Annotated in this window: 21 protein-coding genes; 13 read left to right on the top strand and 8 right to left on the bottom strand. The window is 66.7% G+C overall.

The genetic code is table 11. The annotated features are described in order from the left end of the window. Positions 1-9: 9 nt before the first annotated feature. Complete coding sequence (locus QX039_RS29870) at positions 10-996, bottom strand: nitronate monooxygenase (RefSeq protein ID WP_315740278.1); 987 nt, start codon at positions 994-996, stop codon at positions 10-12. A gap of 104 nt (positions 997-1,100) precedes the next feature. On the opposite strand from QX039_RS29870, the gene QX039_RS29865 reads away from it, so the two are divergent. Further along, positions 1,101-1,991, top strand: a complete 891-nt coding sequence (locus QX039_RS29865; RefSeq protein ID WP_315740279.1) for a LysR family transcriptional regulator — start codon at positions 1,101-1,103, stop codon at positions 1,989-1,991. 228 nt (positions 1,992-2,219) lie between these two features. After that, positions 2,220-3,167, top strand: a complete 948-nt coding sequence (locus QX039_RS29860) for a cyclase family protein (protein WP_315740280.1) — start codon at positions 2,220-2,222, stop codon at positions 3,165-3,167. Between the two features lie 174 nt (positions 3,168-3,341). On the opposite strand, the gene QX039_RS29855 is transcribed toward QX039_RS29860, so the two are convergent. Further along, positions 3,342-3,941, bottom strand: coding sequence for a TetR/AcrR family transcriptional regulator (locus QX039_RS29855; RefSeq protein ID WP_315740281.1), 600 nt, complete (start codon positions 3,939-3,941; stop codon positions 3,342-3,344). Between the two features lie 49 nt (positions 3,942-3,990). On the opposite strand from QX039_RS29855, the gene QX039_RS29850 reads away from it, so the two are divergent. From QX039_RS29850 to QX039_RS29840, 3 genes are all read left to right on the top strand, one after another. After that, positions 3,991-4,833 (top strand): oxidoreductase, encoded by an 843-nt coding sequence (locus QX039_RS29850; protein ID WP_315740282.1) that lies wholly within the window; start codon positions 3,991-3,993, stop codon positions 4,831-4,833. Between the two features lie 147 nt (positions 4,834-4,980). Next, positions 4,981-5,466, top strand: coding sequence for a Holliday junction resolvase RuvX (gene ruvX, locus QX039_RS29845; protein WP_315740283.1), 486 nt, complete (start codon positions 4,981-4,983; stop codon positions 5,464-5,466). 4 nt (positions 5,467-5,470) lie between these two features. Continuing rightward, on the top strand, positions 5,471-6,394 hold the full coding sequence (locus QX039_RS29840; RefSeq protein WP_315740284.1) for an AEC family transporter: 924 nt from the start codon (positions 5,471-5,473) through the stop codon (positions 6,392-6,394). Positions 6,395-6,404: 10 nt separating this feature from the next. On the opposite strand, the gene QX039_RS29835 is transcribed toward QX039_RS29840, so the two are convergent. The 3 genes from QX039_RS29835 to QX039_RS29825 are packed head-to-tail and all read right to left on the bottom strand — an operon-like array spanning position 6,405 to position 9,600. Continuing rightward, positions 6,405-7,211 carry a CPBP family intramembrane glutamic endopeptidase gene (locus tag QX039_RS29835; RefSeq protein WP_315740285.1) on the bottom strand — a complete coding sequence of 269 codons (807 nt, stop codon included), beginning with the start codon at positions 7,209-7,211 and terminating at the stop codon, positions 6,405-6,407. Further along, the gene (locus tag QX039_RS29830) at positions 7,208-8,851 is read right to left on the bottom strand and encodes an acyl-CoA dehydrogenase family protein (RefSeq protein WP_315740286.1); all 1,644 of its coding nucleotides are present in this window, start codon (positions 8,849-8,851) and stop codon (positions 7,208-7,210) included. Before QX039_RS29830 ends, QX039_RS29835 begins: the two co-directional genes overlap by 4 nt. 23 nt (positions 8,852-8,874) lie before the next feature. Continuing rightward, complete coding sequence (locus QX039_RS29825) at positions 8,875-9,600, bottom strand: M15 family metallopeptidase (protein WP_315740359.1); 726 nt, start codon at positions 9,598-9,600, stop codon at positions 8,875-8,877. Between the two features lie 151 nt (positions 9,601-9,751). On the opposite strand from QX039_RS29825, the gene QX039_RS29820 reads away from it, so the two are divergent. From QX039_RS29820 to dprA, 5 genes are all read left to right on the top strand, one after another. Continuing rightward, complete coding sequence (locus QX039_RS29820) at positions 9,752-10,705, top strand: aspartate carbamoyltransferase catalytic subunit (protein WP_315740287.1); 954 nt, start codon at positions 9,752-9,754, stop codon at positions 10,703-10,705. Positions 10,706-10,728: 23 nt separating this feature from the next. Next, positions 10,729-12,030, top strand: a complete 1,302-nt coding sequence (locus QX039_RS29815) for a dihydroorotase (RefSeq protein ID WP_315740288.1) — start codon at positions 10,729-10,731, stop codon at positions 12,028-12,030. Between the two features lie 30 nt (positions 12,031-12,060). Further along, on the top strand, positions 12,061-12,657 hold the full coding sequence (gene plsY, locus QX039_RS29810) for a glycerol-3-phosphate 1-O-acyltransferase PlsY (protein WP_315740289.1): 597 nt from the start codon (positions 12,061-12,063) through the stop codon (positions 12,655-12,657). Positions 12,658-12,793: 136 nt separating this feature from the next. After that, on the top strand, positions 12,794-14,194 hold the full coding sequence (locus QX039_RS29805; protein WP_315740290.1) for a patatin-like phospholipase family protein: 1,401 nt from the start codon (positions 12,794-12,796) through the stop codon (positions 14,192-14,194). A gap of 62 nt (positions 14,195-14,256) precedes the next feature. Further along, complete coding sequence (gene dprA / locus QX039_RS29800) at positions 14,257-15,375, top strand: DNA-processing protein DprA (RefSeq protein ID WP_315740291.1); 1,119 nt, start codon at positions 14,257-14,259, stop codon at positions 15,373-15,375. A gap of 3 nt (positions 15,376-15,378) precedes the next feature. Here dprA and QX039_RS29795 read toward each other — a convergent pair whose 3' ends face one another. After that, the gene (locus QX039_RS29795) at positions 15,379-15,777 is read right to left on the bottom strand and encodes a helix-turn-helix domain-containing protein (protein WP_315740292.1); all 399 of its coding nucleotides are present in this window, start codon (positions 15,775-15,777) and stop codon (positions 15,379-15,381) included. 97 nt (positions 15,778-15,874) lie between these two features. Here QX039_RS29795 and QX039_RS29790 point away from each other — a divergent pair, with 97 nt between their 5' ends. After that, positions 15,875-16,486 (top strand): FMN-dependent NADH-azoreductase, encoded by a 612-nt coding sequence (locus tag QX039_RS29790; RefSeq protein WP_315740293.1) that lies wholly within the window; start codon positions 15,875-15,877, stop codon positions 16,484-16,486. Between the two features lie 75 nt (positions 16,487-16,561). On the opposite strand, the gene QX039_RS29785 is transcribed toward QX039_RS29790, so the two are convergent. Then, positions 16,562-17,335, bottom strand: coding sequence for a glucose 1-dehydrogenase (locus QX039_RS29785; protein ID WP_315740294.1), 774 nt, complete (start codon positions 17,333-17,335; stop codon positions 16,562-16,564). A 145-nt stretch (positions 17,336-17,480) separates the two neighbouring features. Here QX039_RS29785 and QX039_RS29780 point away from each other — a divergent pair, with 145 nt between their 5' ends. Continuing rightward, the gene (locus QX039_RS29780) at positions 17,481-17,924 is read left to right on the top strand and encodes a helix-turn-helix domain-containing protein (protein WP_315740295.1); all 444 of its coding nucleotides are present in this window, start codon (positions 17,481-17,483) and stop codon (positions 17,922-17,924) included. A 13-nt stretch (positions 17,925-17,937) separates the two neighbouring features. Here QX039_RS29780 and QX039_RS29775 read toward each other — a convergent pair whose 3' ends face one another. Next, positions 17,938-18,147, bottom strand: a complete 210-nt coding sequence (locus QX039_RS29775) for a hypothetical protein (RefSeq protein ID WP_315740362.1) — start codon at positions 18,145-18,147, stop codon at positions 17,938-17,940. A gap of 225 nt (positions 18,148-18,372) precedes the next feature. On the opposite strand from QX039_RS29775, the gene topA reads away from it, so the two are divergent. Then, a complete protein-coding gene (topA, locus tag QX039_RS29770; protein ID WP_315740296.1) occupies positions 18,373-21,126 on the top strand; it encodes a type I DNA topoisomerase in 2,754 nt (917 codons plus the stop codon).

The following is a 21,126-nucleotide window of genomic DNA, read 5'->3' as shown; positions in this document are numbered from 1 at the left end:
GGTCTGCTCCTATTGCTCGGCTGAGACGGCGGATGAATTGCGCCGTCCCTGAAGAATGTGCTCGGCCTCGCTGACGATGCGCGCGACGATCTCGCCGGCCGGTGGGATATCATGGATCAGACCGACCGCCTCGCCGGCGATGACCGCTGCAATGTCGAAATTGCCGTTGGCGCGTGCCTTCATATAGTCGGCCGAGACGGTCTCGACCTGCTGCAGCAGATCGACCTCGCGCCCCATCCAGCGGCGCGCATGATCGTTGACCAGGCAGCGGCCGGTGAACGGCGCTGGCCAGACATTGTTGCGCGACAGATCAAAGATGATGCCGCGCACGGTCTCGCCGGATTTTGCCGCGCAGATCCGCCGCTTGGCCTCGTCGGCGCCGGCAGCCTCCCGGCTGGCATAAAAGCGCGTGCCGAGCAGCACGCCCTCCGCCCCCAGCATCAGCATCGCCGCAAGGCCGCGGCCATCGGCGAGACCGCCCGCAGCCACCACAGGCAAGCGGCCGGCCGCGAGGTCGACGATCGCCGGCACGAGATCGAGCGTGGTCCGCGACGCGCCATGACCACCCGCCTCGGTTCCTTGCGCGATCAGGATGTCAGCCCCGGCCGCAATCGCCTGCTCCGCCATCACCTCACTCTGCACCTGGCAGATCAGCAGCGCACCGGCACACTTGATATCAGGCGCAAAGCGCGCGGGATCGCCGAACGACAGCATGATCGCCGCAGGCCGCGCGGCGAGCGCGATGTCGAGCAGATCGGGCTGCTTGGCCAGCGACCAGGTGATGAAGCCGATGCCGAACGGCGCGCGCAGGCCTTCGAGCTCCGCAATTTCATGCGCGAGCCACGTCCGATTGCCGTAGCCGCCGCCCAGAATGCCAAAGCCGCCGGCGCCGCTGACCGAGCGCACCAGCCGCGCATCGGCAATCCCATCCATCGGCGCCAGCAGGATCGGATGGCTGATGCCGAGCCCTTCTGTCAGCGCCGTCCGTAGCGGCATCACAGTCTCCTCATCTCTGGACGGCGAGTTTAGGCGCGGCTAACATTCTCTCAAAATGAATACTTGAGAACTCTGCCATCGCAGATTCAAAACGGAGATTGGCCGTGGAGCTGAGCGACCTCCAGACTTTCGCGGCTGTTGCGCGCACCGGCGGCATCACGCGCGCGGCGGAAGCCCTCAACACGGTGCAGTCCAACGTGACCCAGCGGATCAAGGCGCTGGAGGCCGAGGTCGGCACCGCATTGTTCGAGCGGCACAGCCGCGGCATGACCCTGACCAATGCCGGACTGCGCCTGCTGCCTTATGCCGACCGGATCGCGGCGCTGTCGCGCGAAGCGCTGCTCGCGGCGCGCGACGACGGCGATCCCAAGGGACCGCTGATGATCGGCTCGATGGAAACGACCGCCGCCGTGCGGCTGCCGACGCTGCTCGCGGATTTTCATCGACGCTTCCCGGCGGTCGCCCTCGGCCTGCGCACGGCGCCAACTGCCGAGCTGGTGGCCGCAGTGCTCGACGGGACGCTCGAGGGTGCCTTCGTGGCCGGCCCGATCGACCATCCCGATCTCTCGGGCATCATCGCCTTCGAGGAAGAGCTGGTGCTGGTGACGGCCCGGCGCTTCGAAAGCCTGCCGGCTCTGCGTGCGGCGACAACGGCGTCCGGTCCGACGGCGCTGGTGTTCAGGGCCGGCTGCACCTACCGGCAGCGGCTGGAGCAGGTCTTCAACGATTTCGGCTGGCCCGCGGCAGCGCGCATCGAGCTCGGCACGCTCGACGGTATGATCGGCTGCGTCACCGCCGGCATGGGCGTCGCGCTGTTGCCACGCGCCGTATTGACGCGCAACGAGATGATCGGCAGCGTCAGCCTGCACACGCTCGATGCAGTTCATGCAAAGGTCGAAACACTGTTCATCCATCGCCGCGCGGCGCATCGCAGCAGCGCGCTCTCGGCCTTCATGGCCGGCCTCGCCGGCCGGGATCACGACATCGCGGCTTGAGCGGATTCACCCGGAGATTGTACTGAACGTTGCCGGCGAGCGTCACATTCCATTGCGCGAAATGACGTTCTCGACCATGAAACGCGGCCATTTCGACCGATGCGACTTTCGGGCGCTGTGCAGCGCACGCGCGCGAAAATAATTTTGTCGCGCCATCCTCTACTACGTTAGGATGTGGCGCTGGCCAGCGCGAAACACAACAAACGTCAACATGTCGGAGGAAATGCGATGCGCAACGCGTTCGTGTTGTGCTGCTCGATTGCCATGATGGGTGCGATCGGGACGGCCAATGCCCAGGACAAGACCCCGGATTGGACGAAATCGAAATGGGGCCCACAGGACGAGATCGGCGCGGCCAACTACATCACGCCGGAGCTCGTTGTCAAAGCCGCCTCGCTGGTGAAGACCGGCAAGACCTACCCACTCGGCATGATCGTCGATTCCAAGACGCCGGCCTATCCGCCGCGTTCGTTCAAGATCACCGTGGTGCAGCCGGGCCAGGCCGGAATTCCCGGCCTCGGCCCGAACAAGGCGACCTACAATGACGACATCGTCGAAGGCTGGGTAGGCGTCGGCAGCCAGATCGACGGGCTCGGCCATCTCGGCATCGAGCACGTCTATTACAACGGCAACAAGCTGCTCGACTTCGCCGATCCGACCGGCCTGAAGAAGCTCGGCATCGAGAAGGTGCCGCCATTGGTGGCGCGCGGCGTGCTGCTCGACATGGCCGCCTATTACAACACCGACGTGGTCAAGGAAGGCACGGCGTTCAACGTCAAGGAGATCGAGGAAGCTGCCAAGAAGCAGGGCGTCGAGATCCGCCAGGGCGATATCGTGATCTTCCACACCGGCTGGCTTGGTTTGATCGGCAAGGACGATAAGCGTTACGGCGCCGGCGAACCCGGTCTCGGCGTCGAAGGCGCCAAATACCTGACATCGAAGGGTGTGGTCGCAGTCGGCGCCGACAACTGGGCGGTGGAGGCGATCCCGTTCGAGTCGTCGAACCTGTTCGAGGTGCACCAGATCCTGCTCGCCATGAACGGGACCTACATCCTGGAGAACATGGACACGGCGGAACTGGCCAAGGACAAGGGCTACGAGTTCCTGTTCGTGCTCGGCCAGCCACGCTGGCGCGGCGGCGTCCAGGGCATGATCAACCCGATCGCGATCCGTTAAGCTCCGCCGATCTCCTCGTGAGGGCATCCCGGGAGCGCCGCGTCCTCACGAGGAGTCGGGAATCGTCCTGCGAAAGCAAGCCTTGGACAAGGAGCCCGCCGCAGGCGCGCCTGAAGCTGGCCGACAGAGACCTGGGATCGGTGGATCAGTCGATCAAGCCGCCCCTATCGGACGTCAATGGACGTAGGCGAGCAACAAGGCGCTCGCCATGTCTCGCGCACGCGGGGCGAGCGCCGCATCCGACAATTCGCCCGCAGTCCAGAAGGACAACACGCCGCGGAAACTGAAGGCGAGTTGCTCTGGAAGGCAGCGCAGGGCTTGTTCTCGCCGGCCGGCCCTCAGTCCCTCTCCCTTCCCCAAGGCCAGTGCCCAGAAGGCAGTGGATCGGGACAGCGTCTGACCGGGCGAAGCCTGGGCGGCACCCAGCCATCCCATCACGGTCCGGTTCACGTCTGGATTCTCCAACATCACTGCCACCGCCGTATCAATAGCCAATAGCACGCGGGTATTCGCATCTCTCGATGGTGGCGCGGCGGCGTACCGCACCTCCATGGTGTCGATCCGACGTATGGAGAGAGCCTGCATGATCGCGGCCTTGTTGCCGAACTGATTGAACGGCGTCGCGAAGCTGACCCCCGCCTCAGCGGCAAGGTCCCGCATCGAGAAATCGGCCCTGCCCTGACGAAGAAGCCGCTCTGCGGCATCGAGGACGTGCCGACGAAGCGGCTCGCCTCTCATGCCACTGGATGAATGTTCGGTCTTGCCACGTGCCATGCAGTATCTATATCATGATATAGATAACCTTGTCATGCGGAGTTGTACGATGGCGGCTGCCGATTCGAAGATTTTCCTCATCACTGGCGTCAGCTCGGGCTTGGGCCGAGCGTTCGCAAAGGGCGCGCTTGCCGCCGGCCATCGGGTGATCGGGACCGTGCGAAGGGTCGGCGATGCCGAGGCTTTTGCCGCGCTTGCAGCGGGCAAGGCTCATCCTCTCGTGATCGACGTTACGGATTTCGATGCAATCCCGGCTGCTGTGGCAGAGGCCGAGAAGCAGATTGGCGCGATCGACGTACTGGTGAACAATGCCGGCTACGGTCACGAGGGCACGCTGGAGGAGTCCTCGCTCGACGATCTGCAGCGGCAGTTCGCCGCCAACGTGTTCGGCCCTGTCGCGATGATGAAGGCCGTGTTGCCGGGGATGCGCGCGAGGCGGCGCGGCCATATCGTCAATGTGACCTCCATGGGCGGCTTCATCACCATGCCCGGGATCAGCTTCTATTGCGGCAGCAAGTTCGCGCTGGAGGGCATCTCGGAGGCGCTCGGCAAGGAAGTGGCCGCCTTCGGCATCCGCGTCATTGCGCTCGCGCCCGGTCAGTTTCGGACCGATTGGGCGGGACGGTCCATGGATCGCACGCCACGCAGCATTTCCGACTACGACGCCGTCATGGATCCGATTCGCGCCGCCCGATTGGCCAAGAGCGGAAACCAACCCGGCGATCCCGCGAAGGCCGCACAGGCATTGCTTGCCCTCGTGGAAGCCGAAAAACCGCCTGTACGGCTGTTCCTCGGTGAGGACGCGCTGGCCCTGGTCGAGCAGAAGATCGAGGGCATGAAAGCCGAAGTGAGTGCCTGGAACAAGCTCTCGCGCTCCACCAGCTTCGCTTGATGATCCGAAGCCGGCGCATCCGGGAAAGACTGCAACGCTCGACATCTGGGCCGGTCGACTCGCGTGCGCGAGCTTCATCGGGGCGGCGAAGCGATGCACGCCCTCACCTGCTGGCTCGCCACGCGCCTGCGTGTTAAGCGCATTGCCATGCCCGCCCCCATTCTCCCCCTTGTCGAAGCCGCCGGCCGCTGGCCCGAGCGCGGCGCGCTCGTCGGCCTCGATCTCGGCACCAAGACCATCGGCGTCGCCGTGTCCGATCCCGATCGCCGGCTCGCCACCGGCGTCGAGACGATCCAGCGCAAGGCCTTCAAGGCCGATGCCATCAGGCTGCTTGCCATTTGCGCCGAGCGCAAGGTGGTCGGCTTCGTGCTCGGCCTTCCCATCAACATGGATGGCAGCGAGGGGCCGCGGGCGCAATCGACCCGGGCGTTCGCGCGCAATCTCGCCGGCCTTACCGACTTGCCGATCGGCCTGTGGGACGAGCGGCTGTCGACGGCGGCGGTCGAGCGCGAGTTGATCGGCATGGATGTCAGCCGCGCCAAACGCGCCGAGGTGATCGATACGCATGCGGCGATCTTCATCCTGCAGGGCGCGCTCGACCGGCTGACGACGCTGCGCCGCTCGGGTCAGTAGTCGCATGGGCCCCGTCATCGCGGCGCTGGCGCCGGTGTTCCTGCTGATCGTGGTCGGCTTTGGCCTGCGGCGCAGTCTGATGCGGCTCGATACCCAGTGGCACGGGCTGGAGCGATTGACCTACTACGTGCTGTTCCCCGTCCTGCTGCTGCAGAGCCTCGTCAAGGCGGATCTCAGCAAGGTGCCGGTGGCCGGCATCGGCGGTGCGCTGTTCCTGGCGATGCTGGCGATGTCCGCGCTCTGCCTCGCCCTGCGGCCGCTGCTCGCGCGCGCCGGCGTCGACGGACCGGCCTTCACCTCGATCTTCCAGGGCGCGACGCGCTGGCAGACCTACGTCGCGCTCAGCGTATCGGGCAGCCTGTTCGGCCCCACCGGCCTTGCGGTGGCGTCGGTCGCGATGATCGCGATCATCCCGATGGTCAACGTGTTCAGCGTCGCGGTGCTCGCCCATTATGCCTCGCCGAACCGCCGCCCGCTCCGCGAGATTCTCGCCACCATCGTGCGCAATCCGCTGATCTGGGCCTGCGTCCTCGGCCTCGCGCTCAACGTCGCGCGGGTGCCACTGCCTAAACTCTGGCATGATGCCGCCGACGCGCTCGGCCAGGCGTCGCTGCCGATCGGCCTCCTGGTGACCGGCGCCGGCCTGCACTTCGAAGGCTTGCGTCGCGCCGGCCCGGCCGCCGCGCTCGGCGTCGTGCTCAAGCTGGTCTTGATGCCCCTCCTCGCGATCGGGCTCGCCGGATGGTTCGGCGTCACCGGCCCGAGCCTCGTGGTGGTCGCGATCTGCGCGGCGGTGCCGACCTCGCCGAGCGCCTATGTGCTGGCCAAGCAGATGGGCGGCGACGCGCCGCTGCTGGCGCAGATCATCTCACTGCAGACCGTGCTGGCGGCGCTGACCATGCCGCTCGCGATCGCCTGGGCCGGCTGAACACCGCCGCTCAGGAGTGGCCGCTGGCGAGCCACATGGTCTGCACGGTGGCGGCGAGGTTGTTGAGGCCATGCAGCACGACGGTCAGCCAGGTCGAATGGCTGACCGAGCGCAGATAGCCGAACCACAGGCCGAGCGCGAGCACCTCGAGGAAGAAGTACCAGTCGTACTGCAGATGCATCGCGGTCCAGACCAGCGACGACAGGACGATCGCGCCCGGCACCCGCAGAAACGAATCCGACCAGCCGCGATAGAGGAAGCCGCGCGCGAACAATTCCTCGGACAGCGGCGCCGCGACGCAGAAGGCGAGCACCATCAGCCAGACCGTGCCGTCGCCCTTGGCCGTCTTCAGGACGTCCAACATGAAGCCCGGCGAGACCTCGCGCCCCGTCGCCCGTGACATCAGGTCCCAGGCGACGACGATCACCACCATGCCCACGATGCCGATGCCGACATACTTCCACGACGTCCAGCGCAGGCCGAGATATTCGGCGAAGGGCGTGCGGGTATGACGGACGGCGAAAGAGACCGCCAGCAGCACGGCCGGCAGGCCCATGATCACCGACAGCGACAAGGTCAGCCCGCGGCTGGCGATGTGAACCAGCGCAGCGGCGTCGGTCGGCCCGTCCCGCATCAGCAGAAAATAGCCGACCACCGCAGCCTGGCCGGCGAACAGCGCGATGAAGATCACGAAGCCCCACAGCGCGGTCCACCAGAAGCCGAGCGTGCGCGGCTGGTGTTTCGCAGGCGCGACCTGTTGCGGTGGATTGGCCGGATCGAGCGAGTCCGCGACGGCGGCTTCAGGAGAATCGGTCAAGGCAGGGCGCGCTCCAGCAAGGCACGGATATCGGCGGGATCGAGATCGACCGCGCCATACATGCTCGGATGCACGGCGGCGAGCCGCGTGGCGGCGAACAGTTCGGCATGGCGAGGCATGACCACGTTGAGCGCGGCGCAGGCGGCGAGCAGCGCCAGCTTCTCGACCGCAAGCCGGGCAACGCGCTCGGAATCCGGCCGGCGGAAGCCGGTCTCGATGAAAGCGAGCGCCTCCGCCGCGCCGGGAAGCCCGCTGGTCTCTGCCTTCAGTTGCATCAGCACGTGCGCGGCCGCCTCCGCCTCGCGCGTCAGCGCCCGCAGCACGTCGAGGCACATCACGTTGCCCGAGCCCTCCCAGATCGCATTGACCGGCGACTCCCGGAAATGGCGCGCGAGAATGCCGTCCTCGACATAGCCGTTGCCGCCGAGGCATTCCATCGCCTCATACAGGAACGGCGGCGCGCTCTTGCACACCCAGTATTTGATCGCGGGCGTCAGCAGCCGCATGTAGGCGGCCTCCGTCGCATCATCATGCGCGCGATCGAACGCACGGCACAGCCGCATCACCAGCGCCACCGTCGCCTCGACATGGACGGCCATGTCGGCGAGCACCGCCTGCATCAGCGGCTGGTCGGCGAGATGCTTCTGGAACACGCTGCGGTGGCGCGCGTGATGCAGCGCGTGCGCGAGCCCCGAGCGCATCAGGCCGGCCGACGAGATCGCGCAATCCTGCCGCGTCAATTGCACCATCTGGATGATGGTGCTGATGCCCCTGCCCTCGTCGCCGACCCGCTCCGCATAGGCGCCGACGAACTCCACCTCCGACGAGGCATTGGAGCGGTTGCCGAGCTTGTCCTTCAAGCGTTGAAACTGGATCGCGTTCACCGAGCCATCCGGCTTGAAGCGCGGCATGAAGAAGCAGGTCAGGCCGGCATCGGCCTGCGCCAGCACCAGGAAGGCGTCGCACATCGGCGCCGACATGAACCATTTGTGCCCCGTGATGCGATAGCCATCGGCCGTGCGCTCAGCGCGCGTCATGTTGGCGCGCACGTCGGTCCCGCCCTGCTTCTCGGTCATGCCCATGCCGAGCGTCATGCCGCGCTTTTGCCACCACGGCGCAAACGCCGGATCGTAGTCATCGGTCGCGATGACCGGCATCGCTCTTGCCAGCAGATCAGGTTGGGCGGCCAGCGCCGCCACCGAGGCCCGCGTCATGGTGATCGGACAGAGGTGGCCGCTCTCGACCTGCGAGGCGATGTAGAACTTCGCGGCGCGCACCACCTCCGAGCAGCCGCCGACGGGCCGGCCTTCTGCCGTCCATGTCGAATTGTGCAGGCCGGCCGCGGCCGAGCGCGACATCATCGCATGGTAGGCCGGATGAAATTCGACGACGTCTCGCCGAAAGCCCTTGGCGTCGAAGCTGCGCAGCTTCGGCGTGTTCTCGTTGGCGAGCCGGCCCTGCTCGGCCATCTCGGCCGAGCCCCACAGCGCACCGAACGCAGACAGCTCCTGCTCGGCGCCAGCACCGCCATTGGTCTTCACCGCGTCGACCAGCGGCTGGTCTGCCGTGAACAGGTTGACGTCCTCGAATGGCGGCGACTGGTTGAAGACCTCATGGGTCGCGAAGGAAGACTGCGTCATGGCCGTGCCCTGCTACAGATCGATCATCGGCGCGGCCGAATGGGAAAAACATAAGTGGTCGCGCCAGCGCCCGGCAGCGAAAAGTGCCACCACTCCTTGGCATAGTTCACAAAACCTTGCCGCGCCATGGCCGAGAGCAGCTCATTGCGCCAGCGCCGCTGCTCGGGCGCCAATCCTTGCGCGGCGGTATGCGCCTTGGGATCTAGACAGTCGTAGCCGGTTCCCATGTCGACGCTGCCCTCGGGCGCGCGTAGCGCTGCGGGCGCGGTGCAGTCCGGATAGTCCTTGGCCGGATCGAACACCGCAGAATTGTCCGCAGCCAGCTCGACCAGCGTGAGATCGAGCGCGGCACCGGTCGAATGGCTCGAACGCACGGCGATATAGCCGAGACGGAACAGGTCCTGCTTGGCAATGCGCGGAGTGTAACGGCGACCGGCCGTGGTCTCGACGCCGTCCTGCGACCAAGCCAGCATCTCCGCCACGGCACGCACCGGCCGGTAGCAGTCGAGCATCTTCAGCGACAGGCCGCGCGGCCGCAGCTCGGCTTGGATGGCCTGCAGCCGCCGCGCCACGTCACGCGTCACGACGCATTCGGCCGCCTCGTAGCCCGGCAAAGGGCGGCCGACGAAATTGTTGCTGCCGGCATAACGGATGTCCTGGAGGATCGTCGGGTCGATGTCGCGGAGATAGACGAAATCGAACGGCAACGCGGCCGCACAGGCCGGCACGATCGCTGCCAGCAGGATCAGGGCATATCGGAGCGGACCTCGTCTGGCGATGGCTCGCCAGCCGCCGGTTTGGAGCGCCCTGAGAGGCTCGAAAGACGGAACGGGGGATAACTCGGAACCCCGGCTTTCGGCCTTGCCCCCTGCGGAAACCGCGCCTATAGCTCTGGCTTTAATGGCAACCTCTCCGAAATCGACTTTCGTCCTCGGGCACCGGCATTTGCTGGGAATCGAGGGCCTTTCCGCCCACGACATCACCGGTCTCCTCGATCTGTCCGAGGAGTATGTCGAACTGAATCGTCAGGTCGACAAGAAGCGCACCGTGCTGCGCGGCCGGACCCAGGTCAACCTGTTCTTCGAGGCGTCGACGCGGACGCAGTCCTCGTTCGAGATCGCGGGCAAGCGGCTCGGCGCCGACGTCATGAACATGTCGGTGTCGTCCTCGTCCATGCGCAAGGGCGAGACCCTGATGGACACCGCGGTCACGCTCAACGCGATGCATCCGGACATCCTGGTGGTCCGTCACCACGCCTCCGGCGCGGTCGAGCTGCTCGCGCGCAAGGTTGACGGCTCCGTGATCAATGCAGGTGACGGCGCGCATGAGCATCCGACCCAGGCGCTGCTCGACGCGCTCACGATCCGCCGCAACAAGGGCCGCATCGAGGGGCTGGTGATCGCGATCTGCGGCGACGTGCTGCATTCGCGCGTCGCGCGCTCCAACATCCTGCTGCTGAATACGATGGGCGCCCGCGTCCGCATCGTCGCGCCCTCCACGCTGCTGCCGCCCGGCATCGAGCGGATGGGCGTCGAGGTCGCGCGCGACATGCGCGAGGGCCTCAACGGCGCCGACATCGTGATGATGCTGCGCCTGCAGCGCGAGCGCATGAACGGCTCGTTCGTGCCGTCGTCGTCGGAATATTTCCAGTATTTCGGGCTCGATCAGAAGAAGCTCGCTTACGCCAAGCCAGACGCGCTGGTCATGCATCCGGGACCGATGAACCGCGGCGTCGAGATCGAGTCCATCGTTGCCGATGGCGCACAATCGCTGATCCGGGAACAGGTCGAAATGGGGGTTGCTGTGCGCATGGCCGTGCTCGAAGCACTGGCCCGCAACCTGCCCAACGCGTGATACAGAAGTCGGGACAAAACGCCATGCTGACCGACCGCCGTCCGATCCTGCTCGCCAATGCGCGCGTGATCGATCCCTCCCGCGACTTCGACGGCCCCGGCGACGTGCTGATCGCCGACGGCGTCATCCGCGACCTCAAGCGCGGCATCGGCGCGGCCGGCGTGCCCGAGGGCACCGACGTCATCAACTGCGCCGGCAAGATCGTCGCCCCCGGCCTGATCGACATGTGCGCCTTCGTCGGCGAGCCGGGTCTGGGCCATCGCGAGACCTTCGCCAGCGCCAGCCAGGCCGCCGCGACCGGCGGCATCACCACCATCATCTGCCAGCCCGGCACCGAGCCGGTCATCGACAACTCGGCGACCGTCGACTTCGTGCTGCGCCGCGCGCGCGACACCGCCATCGTCAACATCCAGCCGATGGCGGCATTGACCAAGGGCCTGCGCGGCGAGGAGATGACCGAGATCGGGCTGCTGCGCGCTGCCGGCGCGGTCGCCTTCTCCAATGGCCATACCAGCGTGATGAACGCGCAGGTGATGCGCCGCACGCTGACCTACGCGCGGGATTTCGACGCCCTGATCGTGCACCACACCGAGGATCCCAATCTCGTCGGCGAAGGCGTCATGAACGAAGGCGAGTTCGCCTCGCGGCTCGGCCTCTACGGCATTCCGCCCGCAGCGGAAGCCGTCGTGCTCGAACGCGACATGCGCCTGGTGGCGCTCAGCAAGGGACGCTATCACGCGGCCGCGCTGAGCTCGATCGACTCGCTCGACATCCTCAGGCGCGCCCGCGAGGCAGGCCTCACGGTGAGCGCGTCGGTCTCGATCAACCACGTCACCCTGAACGAGAACGACATCGGCCCCTACCGCACCTTCCTGAAACTGACGCCGCCGCTGCGCACCGAGGTCGACCGCCGCGCGCTGGTCGAGGCGCTGGCCTCGGGCCTGATCGACGTCATCATGTCGGACCACACGCCGCAGGACGTCGAGGTCAAGCGGCTGCCGTTCGCGGAAGCCGCGAGCGGCGCGGTCGGCCTTGAGACCATGCTGCCGGCGGCGCTGCGGCTCGTACACAATGGCGAGCTGAGCTGGACGACCCTGATCCGCGCGATGTCGACCCGGCCCGCCGAGCTGCTCGGCCTGCCCGGCGGCACCCTGCGAGCGGGCGCGCCGGCCGACATCATCGTGATCGATCCCGACGTGCCCTGGATCCTCGATCCGGCCGACCTCAAATCGCTGTGCAAGAACACGCCGTTCGACGAAGCCCGCTTCACCGGTCGCGTGGTCCGCACCATCGTCGGCGGCCGCACCGTGTTCGAACATGTCTGACGCAAGGCCAAGCTCGGAAGGAGTGGTGTGATGGGTTCCGAAGCCTTCCTGCCCCTCGCTCTCATCATCGGCTATCTCCTGGGGTCCATCCCGTTCGGCCTGATCCTGACCAAGCTGGCCGGCACGCAGGATCTGCGCAGCATCGGCTCCGGCAATATCGGCGCCACCAACGTGCTGCGCACCGGACGCAAGGGGCTCGCGGCAGCAACCCTGCTCGGCGACGCGCTGAAGGGCACGGCCGCGGTCATCATCTCCGGCTATCTCGGCGGCCCGAATGCCGCGATGATCGCGGGCCTCGGCGCCTTCCTCGGCCACTTGTTCCCGGTGTGGCTGAAGTTCCACGGCGGCAAGGGCGTGGCGGTCTACATCGGTATTCTGATTGGCCTGTTCTGGCCCGGCGCCATCTTCTTCTGCCTGGTGTGGCTCACCACCGCGTTCGCGCTCCGCTACTCATCGCTCGCGGCACTCGTCGCCAGCGTGCTGACGCCGATCGTGCTGTGGGCTTTCGGTCACACCGCGCTGGCCGCCTTGTTCACCTTGCTCACACTGTTGCTCGTTTACATGCATCGCGAAAACATCAAGCGATTGCAGTCGGGCACCGAGAGCAAGATCGGGACGAAGAAGTAATCACTCCGGACAAATACGGAAAACCTGTGTTACGCCCTGATTTCACAGCGGCTGCACAGCAACACCGGCGATTCATCAGCTAATAAGTTAACGCGGGACTCTGGCGTGAATCATGATTGCCTGTCATGATTCCTGCATGTGGTTACGCAAGACCAATTCCAGCGGTTCGTCGGCCACGCACGATGACCGTACTGATCAGGCTCCGGCGCAGCAGAAGGCGGCCCCGGCCCGATCGAACGCCAGCCTGCTGCTCTCGGCCGCCGAGATCTGGTCGACCGGCATCACGGCCGCTACAGACCCGGCGCCCACGCCTGAGGCGATCGCGCCCGCTGCGCCGGTCATGCCGAACGTGGCACCATCCACCGAAGCATCCGAACCGCACCCTGCGCCGGAACGAGCCGATGTCGCGCCGGCCGTTACCGAGATGATCATGACGGCCACGAGCGCGCCCGTGATCAGCGACACCAAAGCTGCAGAGACGCCCGAGCGAACGCTTGCGGAGACGATCGCAACGGTCACGCTGCCGCCACCACCCCGGACGTGGCCGCCGCGCAAGCTGTCGCTGGCCCTGCAGGGCGGCGGAACGTTCTCGGCCTTCACCTGGGGCGTGCTGGATCGTCTGCTCGAGGAACCCGGTTGCGATTTCGACACCATAAGTGGCGCCAGCGCCGGCGCGGTCAACGCCTCGCTGCTCGCGAGCGGGCTCGCCAAGGGCGGCCGCGACGAAGCCCGCAACCGGCTCGCTTTGTTCTGGACCCGGCTGATGGAGGAGGCGTCGTTCCGATCGCTGTTGGTGATCGGCGCGTACTCGCCGGCGAGCAGCTCGGTGTCGTTCGGCGCGGGGCTGCGCGGCGGACGCGCCGACCCGCTCGATCTCGACCCGCTCCGCGACATCCTCCTCGAGACGATCGACTTCGACGCCGTGCAGGGCCCGGCCGCGCCCCGCCTGCTGATCGCGGCGACCCGGGCCCGTGACGGCCTGCCGCAGATCTTCCGCAATGCCGGCATCACGCCGGATGCACTGCTTGCCTCCACCTGTCCCGCGCAACTGCACGCCGCTGTCGACATCGAGGGCGAGGCGTATTGGGACGGCGGCTACGTCACCAATCCGCCGCTGATCCAGATCGCGCATGAGTCCAGCGCCGCCGACCTGCTGGTCGTTCAGGTCACGCCCGCGCGCGACGGCAATGTCCCGATGACCTCGGCCGCGATCGATCGCCGTCTCGACCAGATCGCCGGCAATGCGGTCCTGAACGCCGAGCTCGCCGCGCTCGAATGGGCGCGCAGCGACGGCCTGCATCCGCCGCGCGTTCATCGGCTTGCCGCCGAGGACGAGATCGAGGCCCTGGCTCAGCGCGATGCGACCGATCTCGGCAGCAGCTTCATCGAGCTGCTGTACCAGCGCGGACGCGACGCCGCCGAGCGCTGGCTGCGCGAGGCTCCGGTCGGCACCACGCCGGCCATCCAGGGCGATCAGCCGGCGCTGTCGTCTCCGATATCCGCGTCCGAGGATGTGCGCGACGTCGCGCCGGCGTAGCGCGCCCTCTTCCCTGCGTCCTCGGGTTGCTCCATTCTAGTCCCCGGTAAAGGGGGCTTTGCGTGGATGCCATCAACACGACGATCGAGCTGAGCGACACCGAGCGGCGCGACCGGCTGCGCCTGATCCGGTCCGACAATGTCGGCCCGCGCACCTTCCGCTCGCTGCTCGACCATTTCGGCACCGCGCGCGTAGCGCTCGACCGGCTGCCCGGTCTGGCACGCCGCGGCGGCGCGGCCGGAGCCGGCCGGATCTGCACGGTCGGCGAAGCCGAGGCCGAACTCGAAACCTGCAAACGGCAAGGCGTCGAACTGCGGGCGCCGAACGAGGACGGCTATCCGCCCCGCCTCGCCACCTGCGAGGATGCGCCTCCGCTGCTCGCAGTGCGCGGCGCCCGCGAGACGTTGATGCGCCCGATGATCGCCATCGTCGGCTCGCGCAACGCTTCCGCCGCCGGACTCAAATTCGCCGGCCAGATCACCCATGAGCTCGGTCAGGCCGGCTTCGTCATCATCTCCGGCCTCGCCCGTGGCATCGATCAGGCCGCCCATCGCGCGAGCCTCGGCAGCGGCACGGTCGCGGTGCTCGCCGGCGGCCACGACCGGATCTATCCGCCGGAGCACGTCGACCTGCTCGGCGCCATCATCAGTGGCAGCGGCGCCGCAATCTCCGAGATGCCGCTCGGCCACGAGCCGCGCGCCCGCGACTTTCCCCGCCGCAACCGGCTGATCTCCGGCGCCTCGCTCGGCGTCGTCGTCGTCGAGGCCGCGCATCGCTCGGGCTCGCTGATCACGGCGCGCATGGCCGGCGAACAGGGCCGCGAGGTCTTCGCCGTCCCGGGCTCGCCGCTCGATCCCCGCTGCGCGGGCACCAACGATCTCATCAAGCAGGGCGCCGCGCTCGTCACCGAAGCCACCGACATCATCCAGGCCGTCGGCCCGATCATGGAGCGGCCGCTGCCCTTTTCGCTGCGCGAGCCGGACGAGGAGTTGTTCGCCCCCGATCCCGAAAGCCACGACCGCGCGCAGATCACAGCCCTGCTCGGCCCGACGCCCGTCTCGATCGACGACCTGATCCGGATCAGCGGTCTGTCACCCGCCGTGCTGCGCATGGTGCTGCTCGAGCTCGAGCTGGCCGGCCGCCTGGAGCGCCACGGCGGCGGGATGGTGTCGCTCACCTAGCGCTCAGTCGGCATCCTTGCGTGCGTCGAAGTGCGTGCGTGCCCGCTCGATCTGCTCCTGGTGCTGGATGGCCCAGTGCCCGAGCGCCTGCACGGGCTGCGACAGGCCGCGGCCGAGATCGGTCAATTCATAGTCGACCCGCGGCGGGATGGTCGGAAACACCGTGCGCGTCACCAGCCCGTCGCGTTCGAGGCCGCGCAGGGTCAGGGTCAGCATGCGCTGGGAAATGCCGCCCACGAGGCGCTTGAGCTCGTTGAAGCGCTTCGGCCCGTCCTGCAGCATCATGATGACGAACACGCTCCATTTGTCGCCGACGCGCGCCAGGATCGAGGCGACGCCCCGGCAATCATTGTGCTCCGGCTCCGCCGGCAGGTCAGGATCAGGGCTGTTCGCAGGTGTCATGGCTGTGCCCGAGTTTCAAAAATGTGCGTTCTTGTGGAGTTACAGCACAGTCACTCATAGTGCGCCAGTTACAAACCAATACCAAGGTGACTGACCGATGACCCAACTCCTTCATGTCGACTCCAGCGTGCTCGGCCCCCACTCCGTCAGCCGTCAGGTGTCCGCCGCAATCGTCGCGCGGCTCCGCCAGCTGACGCCGGACCTCGAGGTCACCTATCGGGATGTCGCCGCAGAACCGCTGTTGCATCTGTCTGGCGCGCATGTCGCGACCATGCGCGGAGGAGCGGCAGCGGATCCAGCCATCGAGGCGGACATCACGTCCGGTCAGGCTGTCCTGGACGAATTTCTCCGCGCCGATACCGTCGTGATCGGGGCTCCGATGTACAATTTCTCCATCCCGAGCCAGCTCAAGGCATGGATCGACCGCATCGCGGTCGCGGGCAAGACCTTCAAATATGGCCCGAACGGCCCGGAAGGGCTCGCCGGCGACAAGCGCGTGATCATCGCAATCTCGCGCGGCGGCCGTTATGGCGCGGATACGCCGATGGCCGCCTTCGAACATCTGGAGACCTATTTGCGCGGGGTCTTCAGCTTCATCGGCGTCAAGGATCTCACATTCATCGCGGCCGATGGTGTCCAGATCGGGCCGGAGCAGCGCGAGCAGGCGCTCGCGACGGCGCTTCAGACGGCCGGCGATCTCGCTGCCTGATCGAGACGGTGGCTGCCGCCGGCAGCCACCGTCTCTCACCGTGACGAGGCCTCGCCACAGGCTGCTCTCTGGCGCCTATCCCCGATAGATCGGCGCACCGGCCGGTGAGCTCGTGGCGCCGCCATCGACGAACAGCTCCTGCCCCTGGATGTGCGCGGCATCGTCCGACGCCAGGAACAGCACGGTGCTGGCGATATTCTCCGGCTCGCCGATATGGCCGAGCGGCGTGGTCGCCGCGATCCTTGCCTCGAACGTCTTCTCAGCCTCGGGCGTCGCGACCGCGGCGCCCCAGATCGGCGTCCGGATCGCGCCCGGCGCAACCACGTTGACGCGGATGCCGCGCGGCGACAGCTCCGACGCCAGCACCCGGGCCATCGCGCGCACCCCAGCCTTGCTCGCAGCGTAGGCCGAATAGCCGGGATTGCCCAGCACCGAGATCACGGAGCCATTGAGGATGATCGAGGCGCCGTCCTTGAGATGAGGCAGCGCCGCCTGAACGGTGAAGAACACGCCCGTCAGATTGGTGCGGATCACCTGCTCGAACACCTCGGGCCTGGTTGCTCCGGCCGGGGTCGCGCCGGGGATGCCGGCATTGGCGAACAGGATGTCGAGCTTGCCGAAGCGCTCTGCGGCGCGGGCGGCCGCGGCCTCGGTCGCGGCGATGTCGGTGGCATCGGCCACCAGCGCCAGCGCGTTCGGCCCGAGCTCGCGCGCCGCAGCCTCCAGCCGCCCGGCATCTCGCCCAGTGATCGCTATCCTGGCGCCTTCCGCGACGAAGCGCCGGGCGGTCGCAAGCCCGATGCCGCTACTGCCGCCGGTAATCAGTGCCGTCTTGTTTGCAAGCCTCACGCCCGCCTCCATATGGTTGCATAATTAAACCAATAGACGACATAGGCCGGTCGGTTTTATAATGCAACCACACAAGGGCGTGACCTGACGCGGGCGCGCCGGGGTACCAGCCGCGCCCCGCGGGTGACAGGACAAGGATGACGTGATGGTCAAGCGCACCAGTCTGGAAGGCGACGCCTGCCCGATCGCGCGGTCGCTGGATGCGATCGGCGACTGGTGGTCGCTGCTGATCATCCGCGATGCCTTTCTCGGCGTGCGCCGCTTCAGCGCATTTCAGCGCAGCCTCGGCATGGCGAAGAACATCCTTACGGTGCGACTGCGGGCGCTGGTCGATCGTGGCATCCTGACCACCGAGCCGGCCGCGGATGGCAGCTCCTATCGCGACTACGTGCTGACGCCGAAAGGCCGCGGCCTGTTTCCGATCCTGGTCGCACTGCGACAGTGGAGCGAGGAATTCGACGAGCACCCGGACGAGATCGCCACCGCGCTCGTCGACCGCGCGAACCGCAGGCCGGTTCGCAAGCTGCTGCTGACTGCGGAGGACGGCCGGACGCTGGCGCCGGAGGAAACCGCTCTCGCCCCGCGCTGAGCGCGGCCGGCCGTCAGCAGAGCCTGTGGCGGCTGCGCAGCCTGAGATGCTCCTCGGCCTCCAGGTTCGCCATGCGCAGCAGGTAGTCGAGCATGTCGAGGTGATGGCGCTGCGCCAGATGCGACAGGCTGGCCGTCACCTCGGCGATCAGCGCCGCCGCGGCGTCGGGATCCTCCACCGTCACCTCGACGTCCGGGTCGCTTTTGTCCACTGCCTTGGCCAACAACCGTCACCCAGCATAAGGAATTTGACGAAAAACAACCTCAAAAGAGCACGATTCTCATCGTGCTCCGTACAACCTGATAGGTACTTCGCCGGTCGAACGCAATCGCCTTTCAACATCCCTCGATTTGACAGGAACCCCCTCACCACCCATGTTCGGGTCAACGCAGCCGGCGCGAATCCCGCGAAGCCAGCTTCAATCCTTCCACTAAGCCATTGGAAATACATGAATATCGTCATCGTGGAGTCGCCTGCCAAGGCCAAGACGATCAATAAGTATCTGGGCTCCTCCTACGAGGTTCTGGCCTCTTTCGGTCATGTCCGCGACCTTCCGGCCAAGAACGGTTCCGTCGATCCGGACGAGAATTTCCGCATGATCTGGGAGATCGATCCCAAGGCGGCCGGCCGACTCAACGATATCGCCAAATCGCTGAAGGGCGCTGACCGGCTGATTCTCGCCACCGACCCTGATCGCGAGGGCGAAGCGATTTCCTGGCATGTGCTGGAGGTGTTGAAGGAGAAGCGTGCGCTCAAGGATCAGAAGATCGAGCGCGTCGTCTTCAACGCCATCACCAAGCAGGCCGTCTCGGAGGCGATGAAGCATCCGCGCCAGATCGACGGCGCGCTGGTCGACGCCTACATGGCGCGCCGCGCACTCGATTACCTCGTGGGCTTCACTCTCTCTCCCGTGCTGTGGCGCAAGCTGCCGGGCGCCCGCTCGGCCGGGCGCGTGCAGTCGGTCGCGCTGCGCCTCGTCTGCGATCGCGAGCTCGAGATCGAGAAGTTCGTCCCGCGCGAATACTGGTCGCTGATCGCGACCTTGGCGACGCCGCGCGGTGACACCTTCGAGGCGCGCCTCGTCGGCGCCGACGGCAAGAAGATCCAGCGGCTCGACATCGGCACCGGCGCCGAAGCCGAGGATTTCAAGACCGCGCTCAACGCGGCGAGCTACACGGTCGCGACCGTCGACGCCAAGCCCGCGCGGCGCAACCCTCAGGCCCCCTTCACCACCTCGACGCTGCAGCAGGAGGCGAGCCGCAAGCTCGGCTTCGCGCCGGCGCACACGATGCGCATCGCGCAGCGTCTCTATGAAGGCATCGACATCGGCGGCGAGACCACCGGTCTCATCACCTATATGCGAACCGACGGCGTGCAGATCGACGGTTCGGCGATCACCCAGGCCCGCAAGGTGATCGGCGAGATCTACGGCAACAAATATGTGCCGGAGAGCCCGCGCCAGTACCAGGCCAAGGCCAAGAACGCCCAGGAAGCGCATGAAGCGATCCGCCCGACCGACCTGTCGCGCAAGCCGGCCGATCTACGCAAGCGGCTCGATGACGACCAGGCCAAGCTCTATGAGCTGATCTGGACCCGTACGATCGCGAGCCAGATGGAATCCGCCGAGCTGGAGCGCACCACCGTCGACATCATCGCCAAGGCGGGCGCCCGCACCCTGGAGCTGCGCGCGACGGGCCAGGTCATCAAGTTCGACGGCTTCCTCGCCCTCTATCAGGAAGGCCGCGACGACGAGGAGGACGAGGACGGCCGCCGCCTGCCGCAGATGAGCCCAGGCGAGCCGCTGAAGCGGCAGAATCTCGCGGTCACCCAGCATTTCACCGAGCCGCCGCCGCGCTTCTCCGAAGCCTCGCTGGTCAAGCGCATGGAAGAGCTCGGCATCGGCCGACCCTCGACCTATGCCTCGATCCTGCAGGTGCTGAAGGACCGCGGCTATGTGAAGCTCGAGAAGAAGCGGCTGCACGGCGAGGACAAGGGCCGCGTCGTCGTCGCGTTCCTGGAGAACTTCTTCCGCCGCTACGTCGAGTATGATTTCACGGCGGATCTCGAGGAGCAGCTCGACCGCATCTCCAACAACGAGATCGCCTGGCAGCAGGTCCTGAAGGATTTCTGGACCGGCTTCATCGGCGCCGTCGACGACATCAAGGACCTGCGCGTGGCGCAGGTGCTCGACGCGCTCGACGAGATGCTCGGGCCCCACATCTATCCGCCGCGCGACGACGGTGGCGATGTCCGGCAGTGCCCGACCTGCGGCACCGGACGGCTCAACCTCAAGGCCGGCAAGTTCGGCGCCTTCGTCGGCTGCTCGAACTATCCGGAATGCCGCTACACCCGCCCGCTCGCCGCCGACAGCGAGGCGACGGCCGATCGCGTGCTCGGCCAGGATCCGGACACCGGCCTAGACGTCGTCGTCAAGGCCGGCCGCTTCGGCCCCTACATCCAGCTCGGCGAGCAGAAGGATTACGCCGAGGGCGAGAAGCCGAAGCGCGCGGGCATCCCGAAAGGGACGTCGCCCGCAAGCCTCGAGCTCGACTATGCGCTGAAGCTGCTGTCGCTGCCACGTGAGGTGGGCATCCATCCGGAGACGGGTCTGCCGATCATCGCCAATCTCGGCCGCTTCGGGCCGTTCGTGAAGCACGACAAGACCTATGCGAGCTTGGAGGCGGGCGACGAGGTGTTCGACATCGGCCTCAACCGCGCCGTCACGCTGATCGCCGAGAAGATCGCCAAGGGACCGAGCAAGCGGTTCGGCGCCGATCCCGGCAAGGCGCTCGGCGACCATCCGTCGCTCGGCCCCGTCGCCGTCAAGGCCGGTCGCTACGGCGCCTATGTCACCGCAGGCGGCGTCAACGCCACCATCCCCGGCGACAAGGAGAAGGACACGATCACGCTCGCGGAGGCGATTGCGCTGCTCGACGAGCGCGCCGCCAAGGGCGGCGGCAAGAAGGCCAAGGGCAAGGCTGCGAAGCCGGCCAAGGCTGCCGGCAAGGCCAAGCCGAAGACCGGCGGTGACGACGACACGCCGAAGCCGGCGAAAAAGGCCGTGGCGAAGAAGGCGGCCGCCAAACCGAAATCAGACTCCACCAGCAAGGCGCGTGCGCCCGTCGCCAAGGCCGCCAAGACCTCGGCCAAGCCTGCGACCAAGGCGACGCCCAAGAAAAGCGCCGGCAAGGCCCGCGGATGA

Source organism: Bradyrhizobium sp. SZCCHNR1043 (assembly GCF_032489675.1).
Classification (GTDB): Bacteria; Pseudomonadota; Alphaproteobacteria; order Rhizobiales; family Xanthobacteraceae; genus Bradyrhizobium.
The sequence above is the reverse complement of the archived record's forward strand: the minus strand, read 5'-3'. Positions and strand labels throughout refer to the sequence as shown.